We start from the raw sequence: 23,129 nt of genomic DNA, 5'->3' as shown, positions 1-23,129 counted from the left end.
TATGTCAGGCGTATTGTAACCCGAGTCATCCGCGCGAGTAAAACCACCACAAAGGCGCCTGTCCCCTTTATGGTGGTTTTGGGTCTGAAGCAACGTTAGTGTCGGAGTCCCAGCAGGCCGCGGCCGCGATGACGGGCGTCGGCGTGCACCTGAGCGTGCGGACCGGCGGCCTTGACGGACTCGGGCAGGTGCGAGTACTTCTTCTCGAAGTTCTCCTCGAACATCACCGCCAGATTGTGCGCGGCCTCGTCATAGCGCGCGGTGCTCTGCCAGTACTGGCGCGGCACCAGGATGCCGTCGGGCACACCGTGGCACGTCGTGGGAATGTCGACGTTAAAGATATCGTCGTGGACGAACTCGCTGTCCTCGATGGTGCCGTCGAGGGCGCGCTCGACCAGGGCGCGCGTGTAGGCCAGCTCAATGCGATGGCCCACGCCGTAGCCGCCGCCGATCCAGCCGGTGTTGACCAGATAGACGCGGGTGCGACCGTCGGCGATGCGCTCGCCGAGCATCTTAGCGTAGACCATGGGGTCGAGCGGCATAAACGGCTCGCCAAACAGCGAAGAGAACGTGGGCGTGGGCTCGGTGACGCCGACCTCGGTGCCGGGGATCTTGGCCGTAAAGCCCGTCACAAAGTGATACATGGCGGCGTCGGCCGTCAGGCGTGAGATGGGCGGCAGCACGCCAAAGGCATCGCAGGTCAGGAAGAGCACGACGCTTGGGGTGGTGCCCATGCCCTTGGTCCACGCGTTGGGAATGTGCTCCACAGGGTATGCCACGCGCGTGTTGTGCGTGATCGAGATGTCGTCGTAGTTGGGCTTGCGGTTCTCGTCTAGCACCACGTTTTCGCATATGGCACCAAAGCGGACGGCGTTGAAGATTTCGGGCTCGTGGAACGCGTCCAGGCCCTCGCATTTGGCGTAGCAGCCACCCTCGATGTTGAAGATGCCCATGTCGGACCAACCGTGCTCGTCGTCGCCGATCAGTAGGCGCGTGGGGTTGGCCGAAAGCGTGGTCTTGCCGGTGCCGGACAGGCCAAAGAACACGGCGGTCTCGTGCGTGACAGGATCCATGCTGGCCGAGCAGTGCATGGGCAGCACGTCGTCCTCGACGGGCAGCAGGTAGTTCATGACGCTGAAGATCGACTTTTTGATCTCACCGGAGTAGCCGGTGCCGGCGACCAGAATCACGCGTTCCTGGAAGTTGATGACCACGGCGGCGCTGGAGTTGAGGCCCTTAATGGCGGGATCGCACTGGTAGCCGGGAGCGGCGAGCACGCAAAAGTCCGGCTCGCCGGTGCGCGCGATTTCGCGGGCGAGCGGGCGGGCGAGCATCTGCTTAATAAAGAGTGCCTGGCTGGCACGCTCACAGGCAACGAGCAGTCGACGCGTGTGGTTGCGGTCGGCGCCAGCCATGCCGCGGGTGACGAACACATCGCGCTCGTTGAGGTAGTTGACGATACCGGCCTTGATGGTCTCGTAGCTCTCGATCGAAAGCGGTCGGTTGACGGCGCCCCAGGCGATCTTGTCGTGCACGTCGGGCGTGTCGACGATAAAGCGGTCGTTGGGCGAACGGCCGGTGCGCTCCCCCGTCTCGATCACCAGTGCGCCGTTGGAGGCCATGCGGCCTTCTTCGCGGCGGATGGCGTGCTCGACAAGCTCTGCCGCCGGCAGGTCCACCAGCAGGCGGGGCTGATTTTCGGCGGGATCTTCAACGAGCGTAAGACCAAAGTTGGATAGAACTTCTGCAGGGGTAACACCAGGCATGGGGCCTCCTTTAAAAACGCGACACGTGGACGCAGCGCGCACTTTACTCACGTAAAGCCCGTTGTACCCGATATGCAAAAACGTTTTTGCGGCAACGTCGAAGCGCCCGCCCAACGGTCAAAAATCGCACGCAAACGGCCTAGTCATTGGGGACGTTTTTAAACGACTAGTCGTTGGGGACACTCTTGAACAGGCAACAACCAAGGAGCGTCCCCGGATACCGGCACTTAGGGACGTTCCCAAAGTGCCGGCACATAAAGAACGTCCCTAAGTGCCGACTACTGAATGGCGCCGCCGAAATTATTGAACAACCTGTTCAAAAACACGAGCAAACGCCGCCGCGTCTATACTAGAGCGCAGCAACAGAAAGGACTCCGCTTTGAGCATCACGCCCATCGATAGCATTCGCCGCGCCATCGCCCGCCGCAACGGCGTCACCGACCCCACCGTATCGGGCGGGGCGCACGGGCAGGGCGGACGCATCGAGAACGGCCTCTTCCCCGCCTCGCACACTGCCGAGGAACTCGCACGCATCCAAGAGCTGAGTCAGCGCAACGCCGGCGGGCCCGATAGCAGCCAAGCCACACGTCGCCGGCGCGAACGCGATCGGGAGCCCGGCCCCGTCCGCCGCATGGTCAACGCTTGGTGGAACCGTCTGCTCGGCGCCGTCTACGGCGGCGGCTTCTCCATGCAGGAAGCGGAATACGAGGAGCACGCCACCCGTCGCGACTACCTTTGGAATACCCTGGGCACCGCCGTATGGGGCATAGCGTTTCCGCTGCTCACCATCGTGTCGACGCAGCTCGTAGGCGCCGAGGAGGCCGGCAAGTTCTCCATCGCCTTTGTCACCGGCACGCTCATCATGATCGCGTGCAACTACGGCGTGCGCAATTTCCAGGTCTCGGACATCGACGAAAAGACATCCTTTGCCTCCTACCAGCTCAACCGCTGGATCTGCGGAGCGCTCGCGCTGGCATGCGGCCTGGTATACAGCAGCGCCCGCGGCTACGATGCGCAGATGGCCACGATCGGCCTGGGCGTCTACCTCTATAAGGTGATCGACGGCATCGCCGACGTGTACGAGGGCCGCCTGCAGCAGGCCGACAAGCTCTATTTGGCCGGCATGAGTCAAACGCTGCGCTCCGCCGGCGTCATCGCGGTCTTTAGCGTGGCCCTGCTCCTCACGCGCAGCATGCCCATCGCGGCCATGGCCATGGGTGTTACCGCGATTGCCTCGCTTGTGCTGGTCACCGCCCCGCTCGCCCTGCTCGAGACCGAAAAATCGCGTCGCGTGAGCCTGCGCGAAGTCGGCCACCTCTTTGCGCAGTGCGCCCCGCTCTTTGGCGCGCTCTTTTTGTTCAACCTTATCGAGAGCATGCCAAAATTTGTGATGGAGGGCACGCTGGCCTACAAGTATCAGCTGTACTTTAATGCCCTGTTCTTTCCGGCGCAGGCTATTTTGTTGAGCATTGGATTTATCTATAAACCGCAGCTCCTGCGTCTGTCGAGCATTTGGGCGAATCCGCGCAAGCGTCGCCGCTTTGACCTGATCATTATTGCCGTTATGGCGCTGATCGTGGCCATCACCGGCGTGTGCGCCGCATTTATGGCAGGTCCCGGTATTCCCCTCATGAGCTTTATGTACGGCCTCAGCTTTGAGCGCTACCGTACGCTGGCGCTGTTGATGGTCGTCGCCGGCGGCGTCACCGCGGCCATCGACTTTATCTACGCCATCATCACGGTGCTGCGCCATGCCGGCGACGTCACCAAAATCTACCTGATCTGCTTCGCCGTAAGCGTGGTGCTGCCGGTGATCCTGATCAACCTGCTGGGTCCGATGGGCGCCGTGGTGAGCTACCTAGCCATCATGGCGCTACTCCTGGTTCTGCTGATTATCGAATACGCCCACATCCGCCAACGCATCGAACGCGACCGCAACCCCTACGGCGCCTAATTCGAATCAATTTGAAGAAAAGAAACGTCGATGTTTAGGCACCGACAGCGAGCAGTCTCGAGGTGCCCCAGGTTGGCGCGAAAGAGGAGCGACGCGTACTTCTGTACGCGAGCGACGGTTTGAGCGACAAGGTGGGGTGCTTCGGGGCTGCGCAGCGTCAACGTGACCGCCGTTCGGTAGAACGGCGGAACAAGGTTATTCTCCAGGGTTGATATTCGCGTAGAACTCCGCACCATCATCCAGGCGTAGGATCCCGACGCGGCCGAACTCGGAGCCGGTGGCGGCGGCGCAGTCGATATCGATGCGATCGGGCACGCCGGCGGTATCCTCGCCACCCAGGCGCACAATCTGCCCGCGGCCCGACTCCTCATCGAGCCCCGCCAGGCCGCCAACCTCGCAATAGCGCCCAAGCGACACCGTGGGCGTGTGGCCGCTCACCACGACCGGGCCCTCGCCCTCGGCAGAAAGCAGTCCCGTCGGCGCATCCCAATAGCCGTGACGAATCCACAGCAGGTCATCGGACGACTGCACGGCGAGCATTTGCCGCAGCAGCTCGCTATCGGCATCGACCGCTCCCCTGCCGTCACCGCAATCGACACCATGCTCAAGTAAAAACGCGCGCGCCGCCTCGGTCTGGATGCCGGCATGTACCAGCAGATACGGGCGCTCCTCGGTCTCGGCCACCGCGTAGAGCGGCAGCGCAGCCATCCATCGCACGAGCTCCTCGTATGCCTCAAATTCCATGTCGTTGAGCTGCTCGCGCGTCGTCCAGCCACCGTTGATATCCCAGGTCTCGGCATCGAGCGGATCCTGGCCAATGATGGCATCGAGCATGATCTGCTCGTGATTGCCCTTGAGCACGCGGGCGTTGGGCAGCGAGCGCACGAGCTTAATAACGCCGACCGGATCGGGCCCGCGATCGATCATGTCGCCCAGCACGTACAGCGTGTCGTCGGACGCCAGCGAAATCTTAGACAGGGCCTCGTCAAGCGCACGCACGTGCCCGTGAGCATCAGATGTCACATAGATCGCCATGGTACGCCTCTCTTTGCATTGCAGCGGAAGCCCGGCGCCGCAACTAAAACTTCAAGTTGAACTTAAACGTTACCCATTGTACTCCGTTGCAATAAAGCTGGAAAGGGTTTCCGAGCAGAGGCAAAGACGGCAGCCGTCTATGACGATATCGCGCACGCCCGCAATCCAACCCCATAAACCCACCATCTTTGGGTACAAATAACCGCAGACAACTGACCGTGCCACGCCAACCACCCAGGAGCGGACACCATCCATGAACCAGATCCTTCTTTTTATCGGCCTCGTTATTATTCTGTGCCTGACCATCAAGCCCGTCGGTAAAAAACTCCCCTTCCCCACCCTGCTCATCTTTATCGCGCTCGGCATGCTGTTGGGCGTCAACGGGCCGGCGCACATCGAATTTAGCGACTACGCGCTCACCGAAACCGTCTGCAGCACGGCGCTACTGTTCATCATGTTCTACGGCGGCTTTAACACCAATATCGACCGTGCCAAACCCGTTGCCGTGCCCGCGGTACTGCTGAGCACGCTCGGCGTCGTCATCACTGCCGGCATTACGGGTGCGTTTGCGCACTTCGTGCTGGGTTTTGACTGGATTGGTGGCCTGCTGCTGGGATCGGTCGTGGCATCCACCGACGCGGCCAGCGTCTTTAGCGTGCTGCGCGAGCACAGCCTGTCGCTGAGAGGTGGCACCGACTCGCTGCTCGAGGTCGAATCGGGCTCCAACGACCCCGTCGCCTACATGCTCACCGCCGTGCTCGCCACACTCGCGGCCGGCGGCGACATTAACATCCCCGTGCTGCTGGCCAAGCAGATCATCCTAGGCGTGGGGCTGGGCCTTGCCATCGGTTGGACATCCAGCCGCCTGATTGAACGCGCACACGCAACGGCCGAGGGCGCGCAGACTATCTTTTTGTTCGCCGTGGCGATCATCGCCTACGCGCTGCCGAGCTACCTGGGTGGCAACGGCTTTTTGGCCGTGTACCTGGCCGGCATTGTGCTGGGCGCGAGCGACATCACCGGCAAGGTCGAGATGGCGCACTTCTTCGACACCCTCACCGAGATGGCCGAGATGACCATTTTCTTTTTGCTCGGCCTGCTCGTGACGCCCGCCCGCCTGCCGCAAATGCTGCTGCCGGGCCTGGCGCTCATGGCGTTTATGCTCTTTGCGAGCCGCCCCATCGCCGTCGGTCTGCTGCTGGCGCCCTTTAAGACGAGCCCTCGCCAGGTTGCGCTCGTAAGCTGGGCGGGCTTGCGCGGCGCGGCTTCGGTCGTCTTTAGCCTCTTTGCTGTGGTGGCCGGCGTTCCCGGCGGACACGACCTATTTGACCTAGTGTTTGTGATTGCCGTATCGAGCATTGTGGTGCAGGGTTCGCTACTGCCGGCGGTGGCGAAGAAACTCGATATGATCGATGCGGCCGGCGACGTGCGCCGCACCTTTAACGACTACCGCGACGAGGACGGCATGTCGTTTGTAAAGCTCAAGGTGGGCGCTGGCCATCCGTTTGCCGGGCGCTCGCTCGCCGATATCGGCAGCGCCACGGACATGCTCGTGGTCCTGGTGCTGCGCGACGGGGCGCATCCGGTACTGCCCAATGGCGACACCGTGATCCAGGAAGGCGATCTGCTGGTGATGGCAGCCCCAACGTTCGAAGAGCGTGCCGAGGTTACGCTGCGCGAGGTCACCGTGACGCCCCACGGTCGCCTGGCCGGTCAGCGCCTGCGCGACGTGCCGCAGGGCAAGCACCCGTTTATCGTGGTGATGCTCAAGCGCGAAGGCCAAACGATCATCCCCGACGGCGACACCCTAATATACGCCGGCGACGAAGCCGTCATCGCCACGCTAGCGTCGTAGTGACCAGGGGTAGCTAATTTGCGACGAAGAGATCAAGCGCCTGGAAAGCCTGATGCGGTCGCTCGCAGACCTAGACCTGCCGGAGGAGTAAGGCCCCTCCCCCATGTAACCATCCTGTAAATCATAGCGGCGTAGTCGAGTTTTACCGTGATGCGGTCGCGCCTGGCGCTCCACTGTGCTAAAGTATCCCGAACGTTCAAACGACTATGAGGGGGACCTAGAAGATGGCACGTGTGCACAACTTCTCAGCTGGCCCGGCCGCGCTGCCCACCAGCGTGCTCGCCGAGATCGCCGACGAGATGATGGACTACCGCGGTTGCGGCATGTCCGTGCTCGAGATGAGCCATCGATCTAGCATGTACCAGCAGATCATCGACGACGCCGAGGCAGCCCTGCGCCGTCTGCTGAGCGTCCCCGACAACTACCGTGTCCTGTTTTTGCAGGGCGGCGCCACGTTGCAGTTTGCGGGCATCCCGATGAACCTCATGCGCCGCGGCCGCGCCGGCTACGTCGTGACCGGCAACTTTGCCAACAAGGCGTACAAAGAGGCCGCCAAGTACGGCGAGGCCGTGCTGCTCGCGAGCTCCGAGGACACCAATTTCGACCGCATTCCCGACATGGCCGACATCAACGCGCGCGTTGCCGCCGAGGCCGCGGGCGACGGGCTCGACTACGTCTACATCTGCCAAAACAACACCATCTTTGGCACCATGTTCCACGAGCTGCCCGCTTGCGGCGACGTACCGCTGGTCGCCGATGTCTCGAGCTGCTTTCTGTCGCAGCCGCTCGACGTCGAGCGCTACGGACTCATCTACGCCGGCGCGCAGAAAAACGCCGGCGCCGCGGGCGTGACCGTGGTCATCGTGCGCGACGACCTAATCGCCGACGGCCCCGCCTTTGCGCAGACGCCGCAGTACCTGGACCTTAAGACCCAGGCCGCCAAGGGCTCCATGCTCAACACGCCCAACACCTTTGGCATCTACGTGTGCGGCAAGGTGTTCCGTTGGGTCGAGCAGACCGGCGGACTTGCCGCCATGGCCGAGCGCAACTGGGCCAAGGCCAACCTGCTCTACGACCTGCTCGAGCACAGCGAGCTGTTCCATGGCACCACGCAGACCGATAGCCGCTCCATCGCCAATGTTACGTTCCGCACCGGCGATGCCAACCTCGACGCCGCCTTTGTTGCGGGCGCGGCAGAGCACCAGATCCAAAACGTCAAGGGCCATCGCCTCGTTGGCGGCATGCGCGCCAGCGTGTACAACGCCGTCACCATGGAGGACGTGCAGGCGCTGGCCACGTATATGAAAGACTTCGAAGCGCAGCATAGTTTGAGTCCGCGATCTAACTAGCCCGCAACACGCGGGCCGACCAGCCACCTCAGACCACCCTGTTTAGATCAAAACCTGCTAAGGAGTTTTTCCATGCGCAAGATTAAAACCATCGACGACATTACCAAGGACGGCAAAGTCGAGTTTGGCGAGGGCTACGAGTTTGTAAGCACCGCCGAGGAGGCCGACGCAATCCTGATGCGCTCGACCGACCTGCACGGCTACGAGCTGCCCGAGGGCATTCGCGCCATCGCCCGCTGCGGCGCCGGTGTCAACAACATCCCCGTTGAGGAGTACGCCAAGAAGGGCGTCGTCGTCTTTAACTCCCCCGGCGCCAACAGCAACGCCGTCAAGGAGCTCGTCTTGGGCATGCTGGTGCTTTCGAGCCGCGGCGTGGTACAGTCGATGAACTGGGTGCGCGACAACGCCGACGACCCCGAGATTCAGGTCGATGCCGAAAAGGCCAAGAAGGCCTTTGTGGGCCGCGAGCTCAAGGGCAAGCGCATCGGCGTCATCGGCCTGGGCAACGTAGGCTCCAAGGTCGCCAACGCCTGCGTCGATCTGGGCATGGACGTCTACGGCTACGACCCGTTCATTTCCGTCGAGCACGCGTGGGTGCTGAGCCGCGAGGTGCAGCGTGTGGGCACGCTCGAGGATCTCTGCCGCGGCTGCGACTACCTCACCGTGCACGTGCCCAGCAAGGCAGACACCATCGGCATGATCAGCACCGAGCAGATTAACCTGCTGGCGCCCGACGCCGTGCTCATCAACTACGCGCGCGAAACCATCATTGACGAGGACGCCGTCGACGCCGCCCTGCGCGCGGGCAAGCTCAGCTGGTTTAGCTGCGACTTTGCCACGCCCAAGACCGTCAAGATGCCCAACACGTTTATCACCACGCATTCGGGCGCCGGCACCGGCGAGGCCGAGGCCAACTGCGCCGACATGGCCATCAGCGAGCTCAAGGATTACCTGGAAAACGGCAACATCGCGCACAGCGTCAACTACCCCGCCTGCAGCATGGGCAAGGCGCGCGCCGCAAGCCGCATTGCCTGCCTGCATGCCAACGTGCCCAACATGATCGGCCAGATCACGGCCATTCTCGCCAAGGACAACGCCAACGTGCAGCGCATGACCAACGAGTCCGCTGGCGAGAACGCCTACACCATGTTCGACACCGATGAGCACCTGGACGGCAGCACGATCGAGGCACTTAAGCAAATTCCGTCGATGTATCGTGTGCGCGTGATTAAATAGCGCCGGCGCCAATCCTGCCAGGCAGACCACGAAGCCCATTCGGCCCCCGTTTTCACGAAACGGGGGCCGATTTTGTTGCTCCGGACGACTTTAAAATGATACCCAGAACAAGTTTTTTCAGATAATCGATAGTGAGGCTCAAGTCGCTAAGCACACCCGCTTTGATAAACAGCTTTATCAGGGACTTTAGTAGGTAAAAATCGATCTCTATGTGCCGAATGTAAGTTGACTGTCCATTTTCCGAAACAACTTATTCTAGATAGCATTTTTAAGGCCCCTCCAAGGCGAAATATAAGCCTTTTTGTGACCAAAACTCTAGTCCGCGCGACCGTTTTCCACCCGCGCGGCTACATTCCTGCCCAATCGATAAAAATCTCCTCACGAAGCCGCCGTTCGAGCTCCTGCTGTCGCGGCGTCTTGTCTTTCAGCGGCACATCGAGATAGGACATGATGAGCTCCATCACCACGCGGAAGGCATCGGAGTCGGCCAGCTGACCATAGGTCATCAGAATGACGGGATATCCCATCGCTTGCAGCGCCGTCGTTCGATCGGAGTCCGAAATCTTGGATTCAATGGATCCGTGAATGGCTTTACCCTGGCATTCAACCAGACACTCTCGGCTGCCGTCCTTATTTGCCAGCAGGATATCGGCATAGCGCCTATCAAGCCCCGAAATCAGGCGGGCGCTGCGCGTCAAGCGAATCTCGACGTTATTGGTAAGGCGCAGCCCTTCGCCGCCGCGCAACCTCGTAAGGCCAAACAGCATCGAAGCCTGGACCTCGAGCGGCGATGCCGCCACCCCCGTAATGCACTTCGCGGCACGTGTGAACGATTTAGCGCCGCGGAGCCCCTGGATCTTATCGACGTACTCTGTAAGCTCAGAGAGCTCAATCAAGGGAGGTCGTTTCCACAAGTCCGTTGGATTCCCCGAGACATCCTTTACGTTTTCCCAGCCCGACCGTGCGTCACTCCATCGGCTCCCATATGCCTGCTCAAGTGCCGACTTTACCTGAGGCGCAATCTTGCACACGGCAAAGGTGCCGCACATCTCATACATGCACATGATTAGACGCTCGTTTGAGACCGAGGAAGCCAGGGTCAGCAGGGTAAAGAGCGGGGACGCGACATCGAGGCCAAACTCCGTCTGCCGCACGGAATCAAACGGCCTCTCCCCGTTCCAAACATGCCTGACAATGCGATCGCCCTTGCGCCCGCAGACGCCCCGCGCCAACACGTGTAACGGGGTGCCCAGGAAATGCTTGACGAGCGGATGCTCACATAGGTGCTCCCTGCGCGGATCGTCCGCAGAATCGGGCAGGTCCGGCATTATTGCCAAGACCTGTGGGGGTATCCGGTGATACCGAAAGGCAGATATGTCGCACAGCATGTCGTCCATGAAGGGTACGTACCCACCGCGTCGTTTGTAAACCCGCCTGGACGGCAAACGCGCTGGCTCGGCCTGCGAACGGTAAATACCGCTGCGCGCACGCCGCGGATCTCTCAAGAGGCTTACAATCGGTTTGGAAAGCAGACTGATTGTGAGGTTGCATATGGTTGATGAGGACTTTGCCTGGCGGCTTGCGCAGGAGCTCGTGCGGATCGACAGCTCAGACCCGGGCGCGTATGAGGATGAAATTGAGCGGTATATCAAAGCGCTGGTTGAGGCTCAGCTGGAGCGGTTGAGTCATCCGGTGCTCCATGCCGTGCAGGTTGAGGAACTCGAGGTGCTCCCCGGACGCCGCAACCTCATGATTACCATACCGGGCGTGAGCGACGAGCCGCGGCTGGTCTATATCTGCCACATGGATACCGTCACCTTGGGCGACGGCTGGGATACAGGCATTCCGCCGCTCGGAGCAATCGTGCGTGACGATAAACTCTATGGCCGCGGTGCCTGCGATATGAAGGGTGGCCTGGCCTGCGCCATTTCCGCACTGTTCCATACGCTCGAGCGCATGACGGCAAGCGGTGAGCTGCCCCGACGTGGCTTTTCGCTCATCTGCTCGGTCGACGAGGAAGACTTTATGCGTGGCTCCGAGGCGGCCATTGATGCCGGCTGGGTCGGTTCGCGCGAATGGGTGCTGGACACCGAGCCCACCGACGGACAGATCCAGGTGGCGCACAAGGGGCGCACATGGTTCGAGATTGAGATGGCAGGCGTCACGGCGCACGCGAGCCAGCCTTGGAAGGGCGCCGACGCCGTCGCCGCCATGGCAGAGGTCGTCTGCGCGTTGCGCCGCGCGTTCATGGCGCTGCCCGTACACGATGAGCTGGGGCCATCGACCATCACGTTTGGACAGATCGAGGGCGGCTACCGCCCCTATGTCGTGCCCGACCATGCCAAGGTCTGGGTCGATATGCGCCTGGCCCCGCCGACTGATACGGCCGCCGCGACGCGCATGGTAGAGCAGGCCATCGCCGGCGCCGAAGCCGCGGTCCCCGGCTGCCATGGAAGCTATACCGTGACAGGCGACCGCCCCGCCATCGAGCGCGATCCAAGCTCTCCCCTTCTGGCTGCACTCAAGCGTGCCGCCGATGACGTGACGGGCACAGACACGACCGTCGGCTTCTTTACCGGCTACACCGACACTGCCGTCATTGCCGGCAAGACAGGCAACCGCAATTGTATGAGCTACGGCCCCGGCTCGTTGGCGCTCGCGCACAAGCCCAACGAGTATGTGCCCCATGCCGATATCGTTCGCTGCCAAAACGTGCTCATCGCGCTTGCCGATCACACGCTCTGGGACGCAAGCGGCCAAGTTGGGGCATAATAAGCCGCGAACAAACCGACTCGCGCGTTAGGACCGCCCATGAAAGCACTTCCGTTTCCCTGCATCCGCCCAGCTCAGGACCGCGTGCTCGAGGCGCTGCCTGCGATGGGCGGTATCCTGAGCGGCAACGACGCCCTGCGCGGCGCCATTGCTGACGGCCTAATGCTCAAGGATCCAGGCGCGGCGTATTACGTGTACGAGTGTTCGGGAGAGCTGGGACGCGTGACGGGCGTTGTGGCAATTTGCCCGGTTGGTGTACTGACGGACGACAACGCGTCCTCCGCAGATGCGGCCGCAGCCGCCCGCGCAATCGCCGAGCTTAAGGTGCAGCCTCGCCCTGTAACGCTCGCCTACGAAGCCTCGCCCGTCATGGATATCATCCTCGGCGCCGCCAAAGAAGGCGCGTCGCTCTATGCCGTCACCGACCCCGCCGGCATTACGCACCGTGTGTGGGAGGTCAAGCGCGAGGACGCCGTTGCTGCCATCCGTGCCATGCTCGATCAGGCACCCGACCCCGTGTTCGCCGGTGACTCCGCCTATGCCGCCGCACTGGCTGGGGCATCGCAGATTCTGGCCGATGAGGCCCGTGCCGCCGGAACGTACACCGGCAAAGAGCCGTTCAACTTTGCCGTAGCTGCGCTCTTCCCCGCCGCGCAGGTCAGCGGCGGCGCGCCGCAGGTTCCGACGGGTCTGCTCACTCACCAGATCTCACGGTTCTAGCGGACTCAAACGCGAAGCTGGAAAACCCAGCATCCAAACAAACAAGGGGCGGGGATGCAATGCCCGTGCATGCATCCCCGCCCCTTTCGCATCAAACAATTTCGCCGGCAAACCGCGCCGCAACGCCAGCGCTACCCGCGCTGCGGGCCTACTGCCGCTACAAGCGGTTCAAGCCCCAGCTCGCGCGCGTAATCCTCCTGCGTAAAGACTTCGACCAACTCAAACGTGTCGGATTCGTCGTCAAACGCAAAGTGCAGCACCGAGCAGTTGCCCGGCACGCGATCGCGCTCGTCGGCCGCCGCACCCTTCACGTGATCCATAAACTCCTTGATAGCCGAGCCATGGCTTACCGCGAGCACACACGTATGGTCCGGACGCTGCATGAGTTCGGTCAGCGTCGCCACCATGCGCTCGCGCACCTGGATCTGGCCCTCGCCGCCAAATTGACGATAGAAATCGCGCCACGGGCGCTCGGGCATAAGCATCACGCGCTCGGCCTCAAAGTCGCCAAAGAACCACTCACGCAGGCCGTCCAGGCGCTCGTACGCCAAGCCCAGCCACAAGTTGGCGATAGTCTGCTCGGTGCGATGAAGCGTGGAGGTGTAGGCATGATCGGGCTCAATGCCGCGCGCACGTAAAAACATGCCGGCGCGCGCCGCCTGGTCGCAACCCAACTGCGTAAGCGGCGAGTCACTCCACCCCTGAATGATACGCTTAAGGTTGAATATCGTCTGTCCATGACGGACCAGATACAGATCTTTATTCATAGGGGTCCTTTCGTTCGTTACCAACCCAAGAGCGAAAACGCCCCGTCGCAATAGCCAAAATGAAGCACGGCACCGTTGTCGGGTAGCTCTCCCCCGCCAGTCACATACTCAAGAAACTCCTGGCAGGCTGAGCCGTGGGAAACCGCCAGCACGCAGTCGTGCTGCGGCCGGGCCATAATACGGGACAGCGCCGCGACCATGCGCGACTGAAGCTGCACTTCCGACTCGCCGCCAAAGGCCACCGGATAATCGCCCCAGGGCTGCGGCGGCATCTCGCGATTTGATGTGCCCTCCAGCGAGCCAAAATGCCACTCACGCAGGTCATCGACCAGTTCAATGGAACGGCCCTCGCCAACGATAAGCTCGGCCGTATGCCGCGCCCGGCCCAACGGCGAGGAATACACATGATCAAAGGCCACGCCACGCGCCGCAAACGCCGTACGCGCCGTCAGCGCCTGCTCGCGCCCGCGCGCCGTAAGCGGCGAATCGTGCCAGCCCTGCAAAATGCTCTGCACATTGAGCTCAGTCTGCCCATGCCGCACCAAATACAGATCTGCCACACGCTCTCCCCTCGTACCACCACAAAGGGGACAGGCACCTTTGTGGTGGTTTACCGTCTGATCACGCCGCGGTGACGCTCAGCTACACCAGCACGTCGGCGAGCGGGCGCTTGGGTACGTGGTGCACCTGCGCATCGTCACGCCAGTAATTAATTGAGCCGTCGGGGTTGGAATCGATCGCATCGATCATCTGCGTCTCGGCCGGCACGCCAAAAGCCATGATCAGCTTGAGCTCATACTTGTCGTTATCGAGCCCCATAGCATCGATCGCGTGGGGCGTAAAGGCCTTGAACATGCAGGCTGCCACCTCGGGCGTGGCGCTGCGAGCGGCGAGCATCATCGTCTGCGCGGCAATGCCCGTGTCGACCTCGGTGATGGGCGCGGCGGGCTTACCCGGAACAGCGCGCTCGGCAAGAATCGCGATGTAGCCGGTCGGACGCTCGCCCTCGGCAGGACCCGGCCAATCCTTGAGCGCACCGGCCCATGCAAGCTCGTCAAATACACGCGCGCAGTCCTCTGCACCGCTTACCACATGAAAACGCAGACGCTGAGCATTGGCACCGCAGGGAGCCAGGTGCGCCAGTTCCGCCAGCTCGAGCAAAAACTCGCGCGGCACGCGCATGGACTCGTCAAAGCGACGGCACGTACGGGCACGACGGACCAGCGCATCAAACGCTTCCAGACCGAGCTTTTCGCAGCCCTGCTTTGCCATCGATTCTGCGCTTACCGGCGCTGCGGGAACTGCTTCGTTCATAGGGACCCCCAATTCAAGCCAATTGTCTTTAGGAAAATCTAACCTAAAACGTAGGCAATAACGAACAGGGCTGCAATGTTCTACACCTGTTGAATAGAAAATCGCGACGTGGGGAACAACGGAAACAATTCGGGACCTTTGGGTTACGTTTCGCCCTCCCCGACCCATACGCCAGCGCCTTTAAGCGATACTGGTTGTAACGATCAAGGCTTACGCCGCACGGAAAGGAGACATTATGGGCATCTTTAAGAACGATGACCAAAAATCGAGCCAGTTTGGATTTGACGAGGAAAAGCATGGCGGGCAAAGCCGTCAAGGCCGTACGCTGGATCTACGCCATCACGGGCGTCTTAGCACTCATTGCTGGTATCGCGCTGCTTTTTGCACCCGCCAAGTCCCTCGTCTTTTTGACGACCGTCCTGGGTTTTTACTTTGTAATCACTGCTGCCATCAGACTGTTCACTGCCATTTTTGAGCCGCTGCTGCCCACCGGCTGGCGCGTGACGAGCATCATCTCCAACCTACTCATTATCTTGGGCGGCGTCATAATCCTGCGCAACCAGGCCTTCTCGACCGCGACGCTCACCACGATGGTGGTTATCGTGGCCGGCTTTGGCTGGATTGTCGAAGGTGTCATGTCCATTCTGGAGTCCGAGCTTTCGTCCAACCGCGCCCTCGCCATCCTGAGCGGCGCACTTTCCATCATCGCCGGCATGTTCGTGTTTATCTATCCGCTGTGGTCGGCCAAGATGCTCGTCATCTTTAGCGGCGCCGCGCTGCTGGTGTTTGGCGTAACGCTGATTGTTCGCGCTATTCAATTTGGCAAACTGGTGCGCTAGATGCCACGAACGCTCTTTATTGATGCAGACGCCTGCCCGGTCACGCGCGAGTCGATTGACTGCGCGCGGCGGGCGGGCGTCGCCGTTGTTATCGCCGGCAACAGCACGCAAAACCTGGAACGGCACATTCGCCGCGACGACCCGCGCGATGCCGAGCACGCGCGACGCGGCTTTTGGGTCACGACGCTCGACGTGAGCGTGGGCGCCGACAGCGCCGACTTTGCCATTGTCGAACGCCTGCAGGCGGGCGACGTGGTCGTGACGCAGGACATTGGCTTGGCGAGCATGGTGCTCGGGCGCGATGCCGCCGCTATCGGTGTGCGCGGGCGCGTCTACGACAAAGCAACCATCGACATGCAGCTGTTTATTCGCCACGAGGAAAAGAAGGTGCGCCGCGCCGGCGGACGCACTCGCGGGCCGGCGGCATTTACCAGCGAAGACCGCGCCCGCTTTAAACGCAACCTCACCGAGCTGCTGCGCTAACCAAGGTAGATTTTTGGGACATGTCCGGAAATCTACCTTTTTGTTTTGGCGGCGGGGAATGCCCTGGTCACAGAGGTAGATCGTAAGACATGTCCCAATAATCTACTTAAAGGCCAACGGCGGAGAGGATGAGGCCCCAGCCAGCGCCGATGACGTACATCATGATCAGGAACACGGCATTTTCGCGGGCGCTGCGGTTGGTGCGGAACAGCACCAGATAACCCACGCCGGCGGAAATGAGCGTGCCGGCGAGCATCGGCGCCAGTTGCAGCGCGCCTTCCAGATACAGCTGTGTAATGACCACGCTCGCCGAGCAATTGGGAATCAGCCCGACAAGCGCCGAACCCAGGACAGCGAGTGTCTCGTTGCCGCGCAGGAACTGCTCGATCGCGGACTCGCCGAACGTCTCGAGCACGGCGACCAGAATCAGCGTCACCAGAAAAATGAATACCGAGACCTGCACGGTGTGCGAGATCGCACTGCGGATGATCGACAGGACAGGCGTCCCTTCGTGGGAGTGAGAGTGACCGTGACCATCATGGTGTTCATGTTCGCCCTCATGACCGTGATCGTGGCCATGTCCGTGTTCGTGCTCGTCCTCGTCTTCATCACAACCGCAATGGTCGCGCTCGCACAGCTCGTGGATGTGGTCGGCGCTCACGCCTGCCTCGGCCACCTCGTCGATGATGTCACCGCCGCTGTGGTCGTCGTGCGCGCAGTTCACGTGGGCCGGGTTGGCCGCGGTTCCCAGCACGGTACGGCGAATCGCCGCGTGCGCGCGGGCGTTACGGCGCAGGCCGCGAATGGCAGCGTCCACGATAAAACCCGTGACCAGTGCGATCAGCGCTTTCGAAGCCAAAAGCATCGCCATAGTCTGCACGGGAACCTGCTCGGCAAGCAACAGCGGCAGCATCTCATCGGAGGTCGAAAGGAACACCGCCACCAACGTGCCCAAGGTCACGACACGGCCGGCGTACAGCGTTGCTGCCATGGCCGAAAATCCGCACTGCGGCACCATGCCCAGCAGCGAGCCAACCACGGGACCCGCAGCGCCGGCGCGCTTGATAGCGCCGTTGACGCGGTCGCCCGCAACGTGCTCAAGTGTCTCGAGAGCAAGATACGTCACCAACAAAAACGGCAGCAGCGACAGCGTGTCCTTGCCGGCGTCGAGCAGAATATCAATCAGTAAATCCATGACGGATGGAACCTTTCGTGTCTTTCGGCAGCATTGTAAAAGTCCTAGCGGTCAACTAGGGTATTGTAGTTGTCCCGGGCGCGGTGCCAATAGTTGCCCATGGTAAACTATCATCTCGCCACAACTCAGTAACCCCGAGCCGCGCGACGCGGCCCGTCCAAGGAGCAGCCTATGAACGTTTCGCAAGCACTTGAATACGAGCGCCAGCCGTTTATTCCCATGTTTATCTATGGCGACCACGGTGCCATGGAGTCCGAACGCCAGAAGGGCGAAGAGGCCCTCAAGGTGCTCGAGACCGAGTATTTTACTGCCGAGGACGACCCCGGCTTCGACTTTGCCACCGTGCGCGACCTGGCCGACCGCAACCGCGACCTTTGCGACCAGATTGGGGAGGCACGCCTGCGCAATGTGACGCCCGCGACGCTCTCGCGCGGCCTGTCCGACGCCGACACCTGCGCCGCCATCGGCAAAATGCAAAAGCGCACCGCCGCGTCGGTCATGCGCGAAATCCGCGGCGACCGCGACGCGCTCGGCGTGGCCTACGCCCGCAAGCCCATCCAGGGCACCGTGCTCGGTATCGACATCGAGACCACCGGCCGTGCACCCGAGCGCGGCTATATCATCAACGTGGGCTGGGAGATCATGGAGCTCACCAGCGACGCCGTCCCGCATGACGCCGAGGCACACTACTGCGGCCTGCCCGACATCTACCGCGGCGAGGATGTACCGCTGTCGAATATCCACCACATCACCTGGGACGACATCGACGGCAAGAAGCCGTTCCGCGAGAACAAGGAGCTGCAGAAGCAGCTGCTCAAGCTCATGAAGAAGTACCCGTACATGGCACACAACGCCGCGTTTGAGGACAGCTGGTTCAAGATCCACCTGGACGGCTACGCCGAGGCACGCCGCGCCGGTAAGATCATCGTCATCGACTCGCGCCAGATCTGCCGCAGCCTGGATGCCGACGTCCGCTCGCTCCCCCGCGAGTCCGCCCCCGCCGCGCTCGAGAACTGGGCACGCCGTCGCGGCACCCTCGCGCCCGACGCCAACGAGCAGCATCTGGGTCTGGACGACACCGACCTCATGCTCCGCACGGTACAGGCCGAGTTCAACCTCAAGAACCTATTCGCGAAATAGCAACGCCTGCGACAAACACTACTTGCTCACGAGCGGCCTCGCAGCGGGAAACACCGCAGCGGGGCCGCCCTACGTTCCACAGATAGATCTGCCATCACAAATACTGAACCCTCATTTTGAACGATTCGGCCAATTCCCGACACGTAATTCGTTGTCGGATGGTGATGCATCGATATCAAATGTGCAGCAATTGAGTTTTTATATGCTATAGCTAAGCTGCGAGAACATTGATTTTAGGCGTGCCAGCCCATAATCGCGTCAAGCTTTTGGACAGCATTTGGTTAGGCCCCTAAAACGACTTTCCCACTCAGCGCCATCAACACGGCATTAGCTGGCACGATATATACCATGAGTATCGTATTGTCACATACCACTGCAAAAGCGGTCTACCAGGCCGCGCATTCGGCGTCTGCGAAAGACACCGAGCCCTGTAACCCTGCCGCGATTTACGGATCATGTCCCACCGGAACGCTCCTTGACGCAGCCGCAGAATGGCTCACCAAACACGATGTTTCCCTCGACGCAAATGATTGCCTCGAGATAATGGTGTTTGATCGCAGGAATGCGCGCTATGCAATGAACTGTCAATGCCACGTTTCGTCAAAACGATTCTCGAACTCACGCTTTATAGAGCTCAAAGATGGCATCTTCATTGTTGGCGTTGAGCTTTGCGCACTTCAGGCCGCCACCTATCTCCCTTTTCGCGAACTGGTGGAGTACTACTTTGAATTGTGCGGCGCTTACTCCCTTGGAACCGGCTCTTCCACCTCGTATAACGAGCGTTTCGCGCTCACCTCGACCGAAAGGTTAAAACAGTTCTTTAATTCCATTACCAGATACTACGGTCTGGCCCTTGCCCGAAAGGCAATCCAATGTGTGCGCGACGGATGCCGGTCTCCTATGGAAACGGCCTTTGTCATGATGCTAACGCTGCCTAAAAGCGAAGGAGGGCTTGGTATTAAGGGAATTGAGACCGATTACGAGGTGCAGGTCACCGCTGCCGCAAAGAATCTCACGAGACGCAAAAAGTTCTTTATGGATGCGTATCTAAAGAAATCTCGCACAGACATTGAATACAACGGGTTTTATCATGACGCGGAAGAAGACCGCGCCATCGATGAGGAGCGCAAGAATGCGCTTGCGTCCATGGGATACGGAATCATCACCGTCAGTCGTTATTCCTTTATGCATGCCAGCGCTTTCGTTAGGGTCATGGAGGCGATCCAACGGAAAGAGGGCATACGCCCCTCGCGTCTGCCAAAAGACTTTCAAATCATGCAAGAGGACCTGAGACAGTTTGTGCTCAGAAGGTTTATAGAAGAGAAAAAGCGAATTCAGAAGCAGCTTCGCCAGGATTCCGAAGATCGTCAACGAATCGACCTCGAAAAAGCAACACTCGAAGGCATCACGCTGGATGACCCGACAATAAATGAAGTTCCGGCAATCGATGACATGCAGACTGTCGAATCCGACAGCCCATCATTTGCCCAAATAAGCAGTCTCGCGCCCGAGGGCAGAATCTTCGGGGCCGGAAGCTAGACCGGCTAACAAGGTGGGTACCCTAGCGATGTGCAAAATTGCGAGTATTCAGCAGGGTCGGCCCTCCAGCACCCACAAGTTAATCCAAATGAGAAACAAAAACGCTATCGAACGGGAACATTAGGCAACATTTGAGGAAGACCTTGTCTGCTTACCGCCCTTGGATAACTCTTGAGCGGCTTTATTTGGCCTGGAATAGATTAACGGACCCCCTATAGTTGCAGAATACTCCAATTTTTGCACGGCGCGGGGGCACCCACCCCGGCATCGGCTATCAAAACCGCTCAGTCCGGAATCTCGTCCACTATTCCCCATCATTTTGTGCGACGAATTACCTGAACGTCATTGACATATGAACATGCGCTCATATAATCGGAAGTAAGTTATATGAGCGCATGTTCATATGAAAGGATATTGCAATGAGCATCCGCGTTGATGAAACGAAACCCGACACCGAGGCCACCGAGCCCGTGATCCCCACCACCTGCTCGCCCGAGGACCTTCCCGACGAGGAGCTTCTCTACGACCTCGCCGACCTGTTCAAGGTCTTCAGCGACACCACGCGTATCAAGATTCTCTATGCCCTCATGGGCCGCGAGCTCTGCGTGGCAGACATCGCCGAAGCGACCGAAACCTCGCAGTCGGCAGTATCGCACCAGCTGCGCACACTCAAGCAGTCGCACCTAGTTAAATTCCGACGCGACGGCCGCAACATTCTCTACTCGCTCGCCGACGACCACGTCTACACCATGCTCAACCAAGGCATGAGCCACATCTGCGAATAGCGACCAACCACGGTACCAGCGCGGCCTGCACCCAAGCCGCAAAAACAGAGAAAGGAACCCACCATGAAAAAGCAGTTTAAACTCGACGAGATCGACTGCGCCAACTGCGCGCGTGAGCTTCAGGACGAGCTGGCCAAGCTCGAGGGCGTTAAATCCGTGTCCGTCAACTTTATGACCCAGAAGCTGACGCTCGAGGCCGATGATGCTGAGTTCGACGAGGTGCTCAACCGCGTTGTTGAGTTTACGGCCGACGCCGAGCCGGACTGCGAGATTATTCTCTAGCCCAGGTTTACGCCAACCTGCAAGGCCGCGCTTGCCGCGGCCTTTGCTCGCGAAATTATATGAGCGAGTGTTCATTCATTCAAATGGGAGGATACGAGTCATGGCCACCGCCGACCCCAAGAAGAAAAAGAAGAAGCGCAAGAAAAAAGAGTCACTCGAGCATAAGCGCAACCGCATCCTGGTAGCGCTGGGCATTTTTGCGGTGGTGTACGCCCTCGAGGAGCTCGGCACCCTCGCCGCCACATTCGGCACCCCGGGCGACATCTACGCCAGCTTTGCGCTGTTCCTCGTGCCGTTTTTGATTGCCGGATACGACGTACTACAAAAGGCATTCAATAACATCCGCCGCGGCAAGGCGTTCGACGAGAGCTTCCTCATGGCCGTCGCGACCATCGGCGCGTTTGCCATGGTGTTCTTCCCCGATACCGACCCGCACATGGCCGAAGGCGCCGCCGTCATGCTGTTCTACCAGGTCGGCGAGCTGTTCCAGGCATACGCCGTGGGCAAGAGCCGCAAGTCGATCAGCGCCATGATGGACATCGCGCCCGACTACGCTAACGTCGAGCAGCCCGACGGCACGCTCGAACAGGTCTTTCCCGATGACATCGCCGTGGGCACCGTGATCGTGGTCAAGCCCGGCGAGCGCGTGCCTATCGACGGCGTCATCGTCGAGGGCGAAACCCAGCTCGACACCGCCGCACTCACGGGCGAGTCAGTTCCCCGCCCCGCCAAGTCCGGCGACGATATCATCAGCGGCTGCATCAACATGACGGGCCTCATCCACGTGCGCACCACCAAGCCCTTTGGCGAGTCCACCGTTGCGCGCGTCCTGGAGCTCGTTGAAAACGCCAGCGAAAAGAAGGCGCGCACCGAGAACTTCATCACGCGCTTTGCCCGCGTCTACACCCCCGCCGTCACCGGCGCGGCCGCGGTGCTCGCACTTGGCGGCGGCCTGATCACCGGTGCCTGGTCCAACTGGATTCTGCGCGGCCTGACCTTCCTGGTCGTCAGCTGCCCGTGCGCCCTCGTGATCAGCGTACCGTTGAGTTTCTTTGGCGGCATCGGCGGCGCGTCCAAGCTGGGCGTTCTCATCAAGGGCTCCAACTACCTCGAGACGCTCGCCGACGTGGATACCGTCGTCTTCGACAAAACCGGCACGCTCACCAACGGCACGTTCTCGGTCGTCGCGGTGCACCCCGAGGCAGGCTATACCGAGCAGTCGTTGCTCGAGGTCGCAGCCCTTGCGGAGTCGTTCTCCGATCACCCCATCGCGCAGTCCGTGCGTGTCGCCTACCAGGGCGAGGTCGACCCCAAGCGCGTTAGCGACTCCGCCAACGACGCGGGCCACGGCGTGACGGCAATCATCGACGGCAAGCACGTCGTCGTTGGCAACGCAAAGATGCTCGCCGCGGCCGGTATCGACGCTCCCAATTGCGAGGTCGTCGGTACGATCCTCCACGTGCTCGTCGACGGCACCTATGCCGGCCACATCGTAATTGCCGACACCATCAAGGTCGATGCGGAGCAAACGATTCGCGACTTGCACGCCGCTGGCGTCAAGCACACCGTTATGCTCACGGGCGACCGCGAGGAAGTGGCTGCGTCCGTTGCCGAACAGTTGGGGCTCGACGAGTTCCACGCGCAGCTGCTGCCGGGCGACAAGGTCGAGCGTGTTGAAGCGCTGCTCGCGGCCGAAAGTGGCAAGGGCAAGCTCGCCTTTGTCGGCGACGGTATCAACGACGCGCCTGTGCTTACGCGCGCCGATGTGGGCATTGCCATGGGCGCCATGGGTTCCGACGCCGCAATCGAGGCGGCGGACGTCGTGCTGATGGACGACAAGCCGTCCAACATCTCCCGCGCGATCCGCGTGGCGCGCAAGACCATGTCGATTGTTTGGCAGAACATCATCTTTGCGCTGGGCATTAAGTTGCTGATTCTGGTGCTTGCGGCACTGGGCATCGCCAACATGTGGCTTGCCGTGTTCGGCGACGTAGGCGTGGCGATCATCGCTATCCTGAACGCCATGCGCGCGATGGGTGTCAAGAACCTGTAGCGCCTGTGGTCCCTCCGGCCGGGGCCGGGCTTGGTTTTGAAAACG

At 60.7% G+C, this 23,129-nt stretch carries 20 protein-coding genes; 13 read left to right on the top strand and 7 right to left on the bottom strand.

The genetic code is table 11. The annotated features are described in order from the left end of the window. Positions 1-95: 95 nt before the first annotated feature. A complete protein-coding gene (gene pckA, locus ACEG18_RS00100) occupies positions 96-1,766 on the bottom strand; it encodes a phosphoenolpyruvate carboxykinase (ATP) (RefSeq protein WP_372540807.1) in 1,671 nt (556 codons plus the stop codon). A gap of 379 nt (positions 1,767-2,145) precedes the next feature. On the opposite strand from pckA, the gene ACEG18_RS00095 reads away from it, so the two are divergent. Continuing rightward, the gene (locus ACEG18_RS00095; RefSeq protein ID WP_372540806.1) at positions 2,146-3,720 is read left to right on the top strand and encodes a lipopolysaccharide biosynthesis protein; all 1,575 of its coding nucleotides are present in this window, start codon (positions 2,146-2,148) and stop codon (positions 3,718-3,720) included. A 195-nt stretch (positions 3,721-3,915) separates the two neighbouring features. On the opposite strand, the gene ACEG18_RS00090 is transcribed toward ACEG18_RS00095, so the two are convergent. Then, positions 3,916-4,755: a metallophosphoesterase family protein gene (locus ACEG18_RS00090; RefSeq protein ID WP_195535899.1), complete on the bottom strand. Its 840-nt coding sequence runs from the start codon at positions 4,753-4,755 to the stop codon at positions 3,916-3,918. 253 nt (positions 4,756-5,008) lie between these two features. Between ACEG18_RS00090 and ACEG18_RS00085 the strand changes: the two genes are divergently transcribed. The 3 genes from ACEG18_RS00085 (at position 5,009) to ACEG18_RS00075 (ending at position 9,195) form a co-directional block, all read left to right on the top strand. Further along, positions 5,009-6,610 carry a potassium/proton antiporter gene (locus ACEG18_RS00085; protein ID WP_372540805.1) on the top strand — a complete coding sequence of 534 codons (1,602 nt, stop codon included), beginning with the start codon at positions 5,009-5,011 and terminating at the stop codon, positions 6,608-6,610. Positions 6,611-6,834: 224 nt separating this feature from the next. Beyond that, positions 6,835-7,959 carry a 3-phosphoserine/phosphohydroxythreonine transaminase gene (serC, locus tag ACEG18_RS00080; protein ID WP_372540804.1) on the top strand — a complete coding sequence of 375 codons (1,125 nt, stop codon included), beginning with the start codon at positions 6,835-6,837 and terminating at the stop codon, positions 7,957-7,959. Positions 7,960-8,031: 72 nt separating this feature from the next. After that, a complete protein-coding gene (locus tag ACEG18_RS00075; protein WP_372540802.1) occupies positions 8,032-9,195 on the top strand; it encodes a phosphoglycerate dehydrogenase in 1,164 nt (387 codons plus the stop codon). Between the two features lie 347 nt (positions 9,196-9,542). On the opposite strand, the gene ACEG18_RS00070 is transcribed toward ACEG18_RS00075, so the two are convergent. Then, positions 9,543-10,349, bottom strand: a complete 807-nt coding sequence (locus tag ACEG18_RS00070) for a hypothetical protein (RefSeq protein WP_372540801.1) — start codon at positions 10,347-10,349, stop codon at positions 9,543-9,545. Between the two features lie 397 nt (positions 10,350-10,746). On the opposite strand from ACEG18_RS00070, the gene ACEG18_RS00065 reads away from it, so the two are divergent. Both ACEG18_RS00065 and ACEG18_RS00060 read left to right on the top strand, forming a co-directional pair. Continuing rightward, positions 10,747-11,967 carry a M20 family metallopeptidase gene (locus tag ACEG18_RS00065; protein ID WP_118206439.1) on the top strand — a complete coding sequence of 407 codons (1,221 nt, stop codon included), beginning with the start codon at positions 10,747-10,749 and terminating at the stop codon, positions 11,965-11,967. A 39-nt stretch (positions 11,968-12,006) separates the two neighbouring features. Continuing rightward, complete coding sequence (locus ACEG18_RS00060) at positions 12,007-12,687, top strand: DUF1015 family protein (RefSeq protein WP_117758349.1); 681 nt, start codon at positions 12,007-12,009, stop codon at positions 12,685-12,687. A 131-nt stretch (positions 12,688-12,818) separates the two neighbouring features. Here the strand turns inward: ACEG18_RS00060 and ACEG18_RS00055 are convergent, their stop codons facing one another. The 3 genes from ACEG18_RS00055 to ACEG18_RS00045 all read right to left on the bottom strand — a co-directional run bounded on the left by ACEG18_RS00055 (position 12,819) and on the right by ACEG18_RS00045 (position 14,768). After that, on the bottom strand, positions 12,819-13,454 hold the full coding sequence (locus tag ACEG18_RS00055; RefSeq protein WP_372540800.1) for a histidine phosphatase family protein: 636 nt from the start codon (positions 13,452-13,454) through the stop codon (positions 12,819-12,821). Between the two features lie 17 nt (positions 13,455-13,471). Next, entirely contained in the window at positions 13,472-14,014 is a 543-nt protein-coding gene (locus ACEG18_RS00050; RefSeq protein WP_055252053.1) for a histidine phosphatase family protein, read from the bottom strand. 82 nt (positions 14,015-14,096) lie between these two features. After that, complete coding sequence (locus ACEG18_RS00045; protein ID WP_158567926.1) at positions 14,097-14,768, bottom strand: nitroreductase family protein; 672 nt, start codon at positions 14,766-14,768, stop codon at positions 14,097-14,099. Between the two features lie 296 nt (positions 14,769-15,064). Here ACEG18_RS00045 and ACEG18_RS00040 point away from each other — a divergent pair, with 296 nt between their 5' ends. Continuing rightward, entirely contained in the window at positions 15,065-15,607 is a 543-nt protein-coding gene (locus ACEG18_RS00040; RefSeq protein WP_372540799.1) for an HdeD family acid-resistance protein, read from the top strand. Then, on the top strand, positions 15,608-16,090 hold the full coding sequence (locus ACEG18_RS00035; protein ID WP_006235439.1) for a YaiI/YqxD family protein: 483 nt from the start codon (positions 15,608-15,610) through the stop codon (positions 16,088-16,090). It begins immediately after the preceding gene. A gap of 106 nt (positions 16,091-16,196) precedes the next feature. Here the strand turns inward: ACEG18_RS00035 and ACEG18_RS00030 are convergent, their stop codons facing one another. Next, positions 16,197-17,285: a putative manganese transporter gene (locus ACEG18_RS00030; protein WP_118377125.1), complete on the bottom strand. Its 1,089-nt coding sequence runs from the start codon at positions 17,283-17,285 to the stop codon at positions 16,197-16,199. A 171-nt stretch (positions 17,286-17,456) separates the two neighbouring features. Here ACEG18_RS00030 and ACEG18_RS00025 point away from each other — a divergent pair, with 171 nt between their 5' ends. The 5 genes from ACEG18_RS00025 to ACEG18_RS00005 all read left to right on the top strand — a co-directional run bounded on the left by ACEG18_RS00025 (position 17,457) and on the right by ACEG18_RS00005 (position 23,084). After that, on the top strand, positions 17,457-18,425 hold the full coding sequence (locus tag ACEG18_RS00025) for a 3'-5' exonuclease (RefSeq protein ID WP_372540798.1): 969 nt from the start codon (positions 17,457-17,459) through the stop codon (positions 18,423-18,425). Between the two features lie 348 nt (positions 18,426-18,773). Beyond that, positions 18,774-19,964, top strand: a complete 1,191-nt coding sequence (locus tag ACEG18_RS00020) for a putative endonuclease domain-containing protein (RefSeq protein WP_372540797.1) — start codon at positions 18,774-18,776, stop codon at positions 19,962-19,964. 419 nt (positions 19,965-20,383) lie between these two features. After that, positions 20,384-20,749 carry an ArsR/SmtB family transcription factor gene (locus tag ACEG18_RS00015; RefSeq protein WP_082437811.1) on the top strand — a complete coding sequence of 122 codons (366 nt, stop codon included), beginning with the start codon at positions 20,384-20,386 and terminating at the stop codon, positions 20,747-20,749. A gap of 63 nt (positions 20,750-20,812) precedes the next feature. After that, positions 20,813-21,031 carry a cation transporter gene (locus ACEG18_RS00010; RefSeq protein WP_035137286.1) on the top strand — a complete coding sequence of 73 codons (219 nt, stop codon included), beginning with the start codon at positions 20,813-20,815 and terminating at the stop codon, positions 21,029-21,031. Between the two features lie 100 nt (positions 21,032-21,131). Then, positions 21,132-23,084: a heavy metal translocating P-type ATPase gene (locus tag ACEG18_RS00005; protein ID WP_372540795.1), complete on the top strand. Its 1,953-nt coding sequence runs from the start codon at positions 21,132-21,134 to the stop codon at positions 23,082-23,084. Positions 23,085-23,129 lie beyond the last annotated feature (45 nt).

It is taken from the genome of Collinsella aerofaciens (assembly GCF_041537385.1).
GTDB lineage: Bacteria > Actinomycetota > Coriobacteriia > Coriobacteriales > Coriobacteriaceae > Collinsella > Collinsella aerofaciens_BV.
Note: the sequence above shows the minus strand (reverse complement) of the source record. Positions and strands in the feature narration are given on the sequence as shown.

What these genes read in the sequence shown, in the direction of transcription:
- pckA (WP_372540807.1), bottom strand. Translation starts at nt 1,766, where the DNA reads ATGCCTGGTGTTACCCCTGCAGAAGTTCTATCCAACTTTGGTCTTACG.
- ACEG18_RS00090 (WP_195535899.1), bottom strand. Translation starts at nt 4,755, where the DNA reads ATGGCGATCTATGTGACATCTGATGCTCACGGGCACGTGCGTGCGCTT.
- ACEG18_RS00085 (WP_372540805.1), top strand. Translation starts at nt 5,009, where the DNA reads ATGAACCAGATCCTTCTTTTTATCGGCCTCGTTATTATTCTGTGCCTG.
- serC (WP_372540804.1), top strand. Translation starts at nt 6,835, where the DNA reads ATGGCACGTGTGCACAACTTCTCAGCTGGCCCGGCCGCGCTGCCCACC.
- ACEG18_RS00075 (WP_372540802.1), top strand. Translation starts at nt 8,032, where the DNA reads ATGCGCAAGATTAAAACCATCGACGACATTACCAAGGACGGCAAAGTC.
- ACEG18_RS00065 (WP_118206439.1), top strand. Translation starts at nt 10,747, where the DNA reads ATGGTTGATGAGGACTTTGCCTGGCGGCTTGCGCAGGAGCTCGTGCGG.
- ACEG18_RS00060 (WP_117758349.1), top strand. Translation starts at nt 12,007, where the DNA reads ATGAAAGCACTTCCGTTTCCCTGCATCCGCCCAGCTCAGGACCGCGTG.
- ACEG18_RS00055 (WP_372540800.1), bottom strand. Translation starts at nt 13,454, where the DNA reads ATGAATAAAGATCTGTATCTGGTCCGTCATGGACAGACGATATTCAAC.
- ACEG18_RS00045 (WP_158567926.1), bottom strand. Translation starts at nt 14,768, where the DNA reads ATGAACGAAGCAGTTCCCGCAGCGCCGGTAAGCGCAGAATCGATGGCA.
- ACEG18_RS00040 (WP_372540799.1), top strand. Translation starts at nt 15,065, where the DNA reads ATGGCGGGCAAAGCCGTCAAGGCCGTACGCTGGATCTACGCCATCACG.
- ACEG18_RS00035 (WP_006235439.1), top strand. Translation starts at nt 15,608, where the DNA reads ATGCCACGAACGCTCTTTATTGATGCAGACGCCTGCCCGGTCACGCGC.
- ACEG18_RS00030 (WP_118377125.1), bottom strand. Translation starts at nt 17,285, where the DNA reads ATGGATTTACTGATTGATATTCTGCTCGACGCCGGCAAGGACACGCTG.
- ACEG18_RS00025 (WP_372540798.1), top strand. Translation starts at nt 17,457, where the DNA reads ATGAACGTTTCGCAAGCACTTGAATACGAGCGCCAGCCGTTTATTCCC.
- ACEG18_RS00020 (WP_372540797.1), top strand. Translation starts at nt 18,774, where the DNA reads ATGAGTATCGTATTGTCACATACCACTGCAAAAGCGGTCTACCAGGCC.
- ACEG18_RS00015 (WP_082437811.1), top strand. Translation starts at nt 20,384, where the DNA reads ATGAGCATCCGCGTTGATGAAACGAAACCCGACACCGAGGCCACCGAG.
- ACEG18_RS00010 (WP_035137286.1), top strand. Translation starts at nt 20,813, where the DNA reads ATGAAAAAGCAGTTTAAACTCGACGAGATCGACTGCGCCAACTGCGCG.
- ACEG18_RS00005 (WP_372540795.1), top strand. Translation starts at nt 21,132, where the DNA reads ATGGCCACCGCCGACCCCAAGAAGAAAAAGAAGAAGCGCAAGAAAAAA.